The organism is Oscillibacter sp. CAG:155 (genome assembly GCA_000436875.1).
Classification (GTDB): domain Bacteria; phylum Bacillota; class Clostridia; order Oscillospirales; family Oscillospiraceae; genus Oscillibacter.
Window position 1 is genome coordinate 71,481 of record FR890955.1, and the last position, 5,482, is coordinate 76,962.

The 5,482-nt window shown below is 61.7% G+C and carries 3 protein-coding genes and 1 pseudogene; all 4 read left to right on the top strand.

Annotated elements, in window-relative coordinates; genetic code table 11:
- Positions 1–464, top strand: a 464-nt coding sequence (locus QZL67_RS10390; protein ID WP_292920295.1) for a YibE/F family protein, incomplete at its 5' end; no start/stop codon positions are given.
- 165 nt (positions 465–629) lie between these two features.
- A pseudogene (gene yfcE, locus QZL67_RS10395) lies at positions 630–938 on the top strand (phosphodiesterase); the annotation flags it as partial.
- A complete protein-coding gene (locus QZL67_RS10400; protein WP_373887785.1) occupies positions 901–1,776 on the top strand; it encodes an ABC transporter ATP-binding protein in 876 nt (291 codons plus the stop codon). The pseudogene yfcE and the gene QZL67_RS10400, both read left to right, overlap by 38 nt.
- A gap of 368 nt (positions 1,777–2,144) precedes the next feature.
- Positions 2,145–5,482 (top strand): acyl-CoA dehydratase activase (locus QZL67_RS10405; RefSeq protein ID WP_292920297.1); only part of this gene is annotated, 3,338 nt, incomplete at its 3' end.

Genomic DNA, 5,482 nt, shown 5'->3' on the forward strand with positions numbered 1-5,482 from the left:
GCGACATCGAGAGCCTCATGACCCTCTGGAGCACTGCAGACATCCAGGTGGGCGGACTGCTGTTCTCCGGGCTTTTGATCTCCTCCCTGGGGGCCACCATGGACGTGGCCATGTCCATCGCCAGCTCCATGGCGGAGGTCCAGGCCCAGACGCCGGACATCTCCCGGCGGGCACTGTTCCAGGCCGGCATGCGGGTGGGCCGGGACATGATGGGCACCGACTCCAACACGCTGATCCTGGCCTTTGCCGGCGGAAGCGTGTCCATGCTGGTGCTGGACTACGCCTACGACCTGCCCTGGCTCCAGATCATCAACTCAAACAACATCGGCATCGCCGTCATGCAGGGCCTTGCCGGCAGCTTCGGCGTGGTGCTGAGCGTACCGGTGACGGTGGCCTTGGCAACTCTGCTCTATGTTCGGCCGGGCCGGGAGACGCCTGCCCCGCTGGAGCAGGAGCAGGCCTGATCCTTTGCCCGGAAGATGCGAAGGGCACGTTTACAAAAGTGATTCCGAGAAATCCCACAGCAGCAAAACAGCGGCCGCCGGTTGCATTCCGGCGGCCGCTGTGGTTTACTGGTACAAACGCTGTGACCGCCGCTGACAAAAAGCGGCGGGAAAGGAGAACACAAGATGGAAAAGCTGATGATCGCCTCCGACCTCCACGGCTCCGCCCGGTACTGCCAGCTGCTGCTGCAGCGCTTCCAGCAGGAGGGCGGGGAGCGGCTTTTGCTGCTGGGAGATCTTTTGTACCACGGTCCCCGGAACGACCTGCCGGAGGGCTATGCCCCCAAGCAGGTCATCGAGCTGCTCAACGGCTGCCGGGAGCATTTGCTGTGCGTCCGGGGAAACTGTGACGGAGAGGTGGATCAGATGGTGCTGGACTTCCCCATTCTGGCGGAGTATGCCGTCCTCACCTGGGGCGGCCGGACACTCTACGCCCATCGCCCGGACGCTGGCTCCCGAGCCCTCTGTGCTGTTTATGGATGAGCCCCTCAGCAACCTGGACGCCAAGCTGCGTCTGGAAATGCGCTACGAGCTGCAGCGGCTCCATGTAGAGACCGGGTCTACCTTCGTCTATGTGACCCATGACCAGATGGAGGCCATGACGCTGGCCACCCAGATCTGCCTGATCGAAAATGGTGTCCTCCAGCAGTACGATGCGCCGCTGACGGTTTACAACCGTCCCAACAACCTGTTTGTGGCGGACTTCGTGGGCAATCCCTCCATCAACTTTGTGGAGGCCAAGGGAAAACAGCGGGAGGACGGCGCTTTGGAGCTGGCCGTTTTCCAGAACCGAAAGGTCACGTTCCGTCCCGCTGCTCCGCTGAATCTGAGTGAATGGTTCCAAAAGCGGGACAGCGCCGCCGCGGAAAAGGCCGCCGCACTGAAAGCCAAATCCGCAGAGAAGTCCTACGTGGAAAAGAGCAACAAGGACGAGATCTTCCGGTACCACATCGCCAAGGTGGTGGAGGATGATTATTCCCTCCAGGAGGAGCCGGTCCTGACCAACGAGGATTTTGTGCTGGGGATCCGCCCGGAAGCCATCGACATTGTGGAGTCCGGCCATTTGGACGGCGAGATCTACGGCGCCATGCCCACCGGCATGGAGTCCACCATCAAGGTGCGGGTGGATGATTTCCTCCTCACCGGCGTGGTCTTTGGCAGTACACTCTTTGCCATCGGATCCAAGATCCATGTGGACATCTCCGGCGATCATGTGATGCTCTTTGACCGCAGAAGCGGTCAGTGCATTGCCCTTGGTGCCCTGGAGGTGTGACAGTCAAATCCAAGAGGTCCGGGGCGCGGGTGATTTTCACCCGCGCCCCGCTTTTCTGAACCTTCTTTCCAGTGGAATGGAGCAGATGGAAAGAAGAAATATATGGCCGTGGTCAGAGAAAAAAGGGACACCGACCAATGAATATGCAGCATTTTGACGAAAAATAGACGGCTGAACCCGGAAATATTTTGGCGGGGAAGAACGGCAAAACGGGGGATTCTTGGCAAAAATTGTACAGCATTTCCTATAAAAATGTGCTATCATAACCCTGAATCAACAGTTGTTGGGAAGGATCCCGCAATCTTTGCCGCAGCGTTTTCAGGACGCTGCGGTTGATTTTGCCGGAGAGCTTCCTGAAAGGAGCAAATATGGCACAAGCAGATTCCAATGTCCTGCGCCTCGGCGTGGATGTGGGGTCCACGACTGTGAAAACCGTGGTCCTGGACCCGAATACCAACGGTGTTTTGTTTACCCGCTATCAGCGGCATAATGCCCACCAGGCGGCTACCGTCCGGCAGCTTCTCACAGAAGCGGCCGGGCGGTTTCCCGATACCCGGTTCCGGGTCGGCGTCTGCGGTTCCGGTGGACGGCCCATCGCTGCCGCTCTGGGAGCGCACTATGTCCAGGAGGTCGTGGCCAACGCGGCGGCGGTTCGGGCGCTGTACCCCAATGTCCGCACCGCCGTGGAGCTGGGGGGCCAGGATGCCAAGGTGATCTTTTTCCACTATGACGAGGACGCCGGCCGGCTCCAAACCTCCGACATGCGGATGAACGGCAGCTGCGCCGGCGGTACCGGAGCATTTATTGATGAGATCGCGGCGCTGCTGAACGTTCCGGCGGACGAATTTGAGCAACTGGCCGCCCGGGGAAAGACGGTTTACAGCATCTCCGGCCGGTGCGGTGTGTTTGCCAAGACGGACATCCAGCCGCTGCTGATCCAGGGAGCAGAGCGGACGGATATCGCCCTTTCCACCTTCCATGCCATCGCCAAGCAGACCATCGGTGGTCTCTCTCAGGGACTGGAGCTGACGGCGCCCATCATCTTTGAGGGCGGTCCTCTGACCTTCAACCCCACGCTGGTGCGGGTGTTCGCGGAGCGGCTGCATCTTACGGAACAGGACATTGTCCGCCCGGAGCATCCGGAGACCATTGTGGCCCGGGGAACCGCCATCGCCGTGGATGAGCTTTTCCCCGGTCAGCAGGACGCCATAACCCTGGCTCAGGCGCTGGAGCGATTGGATCATGCTCCGGCCCAGCCGCAGGATGCCGCCGGAACGGGAAAGCCCTACTTTGCCAGCGATGCGGAGCGGGACGCCTTTCTCCGCCGCCATTTGGCGGAACTGCGGGAGCCGGTAGACGTCACAGACCGGAACGTGCTGCGGGGGTATCTTGGCATTGACTCCGGGTCCACCACCTCCAAGTTCGTCTTTATGGATGAGGATGAGCAGGTGACGGACACCTTCTACGCCAATAACCAGGGAGAACCCCTGCGGGTGGTGCGGCAGGGACTCATGGCTCTGGCAGAGAAATACCGGAAAAAGGGGATCCGGCTGGAGGTGCTGGGCCTGGGTACCACCGGTTACGGGGAGCAGATGCTTTCCGCGGCGTTCCACGCGGATTACCACACAGTGGAGACCGTGGCCCACGCCCGGGGCTGCCGCCGCTTTTTCCCGGATGCCACCTTCCTGCTGGACATCGGCGGCCAGGACATGAAGGCCATCTGGCTCAAGGATGGTGTGGTCACCAACATCATGCTCAACGAGGCCTGTTCCTCCGGCTGCGGGTCTTTCCTGGAAAATTTTGCCTCCACGCTGGGAATGCCGGTGGACCAGGTGGCCAAGGCCGCCTTCCGTTCCCGGGGTCCCGCGGAGCTGGGCAGCCGGTGCACCGTGTTCATGAACAGCACCATCATCAATGAACAGCGCAACGGCAAGCAGCCTGATGACCTGATGGCGGGCCTTTGCCGGTCCATTATCGAAAACGTCTTTACCAAGGTGGTTCGGATCGCCAATGTCTCTGAACTGGGAGATCGGGTGGTGGTCCAGGGCGGAACCTTCCGGAACTTCGCGGTCCTCCGGGCTCTGGAGGAATATCTGGGCCGGGAGGTGACCCTGGCCCCATACCCCGGCGAAATGGGCGCTCTGGGCGCGGCTCTTGCGGTCAAACAGGAGGTGGAGGCCCACGGCTACGCCAACGGCCGCTGTTCGGCTTTCATCGGCTTCGACGCGGTGGGGCAGTTTACATACACCCGGGAGAGCGGCGTGGTCTGCCCGCACTGCGCCAACCACTGCAGCCGCACGATTCTTCGCTTCCCGGATGGGGGCTGTTTTGTGACCGGCAACCGGTGTGATCGGGGCGCCGTGGTGACGGAGGGCCAGAGCTTGGCGGCGGAGAAGACCGCCCAGGTGCCGGACCTCATGCGCCTGCGCCGTGAGATGCTCTTCAAGACCTATCCGGTCTCCCCGGTGCGGGAGAGCCAGGGGGAGACCATCGGCCTGCCCCGAGTGCTGGAGTTCTGGGACAGCATGCCCTTCTGGAGCACTTTCTTCCGGGCCCTGGGCTACGAGGTGCGCTATTCCCGCCCCAGCAGCCGCAAACAGTATGAGAGCGGCCTTCAGTATGTGGCATCGGATACCATCTGCTTTCCGGCCAAGCTGGTCCACGGTCATGTGCTGGACCTGTCCCAGCAGGGGGTAAACCGAATCTTCCTGCCCTACATCCTCCATATGCCCACGGAGAACCAGCGGGAAAAGAGCCCCTATGTCTGCCCGGTCATCATGGGCTACTCCATGGTGGTGCGCAATTTCCAGTCGCCGGAGCAGCATTTCCCCGTGCGCTTTGAGACGCCGGTGTTCCACTGGTTTACGGAGAAAGACCGGCAGCGGCAGATCTGCCAGTACGCCGTGGATCACTGCGGTGCCACCAAGGGGCAGGCCCAGCAGGCCTACCGCCAGGCGGCGGCTGCCATTGAGACCTTCCGCCGCCAGCTGGTGGAAGAGGGGGAGAAGATCATCGCCCAGACGGAGCAGGCGGGTACCTTTGCCGTGGTGCTGGCCGGGCGGCCCTACCACACCGATCCCCTCATCAACCACGATCTTGCCCGGATGTTCACCCGCCGGGGCATCCCGGTGTTGACGGTGGACAGTCTGCCGGGACTGGACCGGGCGGACCTGCACCAGTCCCGGGTGGAGATCACCAATGATTTCCATGCCCGGATGCTCTCCGGCGCCATGGTGACGGCGGAGCATCCCTCACTGGAGTATGTGCAGATCGTCAGTTTCGGCTGTGGCCACGATGCCATCTTGTCCGATGAGATCATCCGCCTGTTGGGGGAGGGCAGCGGTAAGCCGCCCTTGATTTTGAAAGTGGACGAGAGCGAAGCCGCCGGGTCCCTGGGCATCCGCGTGCAGTCCTTCATTGAGACGGTAGAGCTGCGCCGGGCCGCTCAGGCGGAGCGGATGACTCAGCCGGGTCGCCTGCCGGAGCCCTATCCCGCCAAGTACCGGAAAGAGGATAAAAAACTGCGCACTGTGCTGGTGCCCAATATCTCAGCCCCGGTCTCCACGCTTCTGGCGGCCCTGCTGGACCGGGAGGGCATCCGGGCGCAGGCTCTGCCGGTGGGCGGTCCGGAGCAGATCCGGGTAGGGAAGAAGTATACCCACAACGACATCTGTTTCCCCTGTCAGATGGTCATCGGCGAACTGAT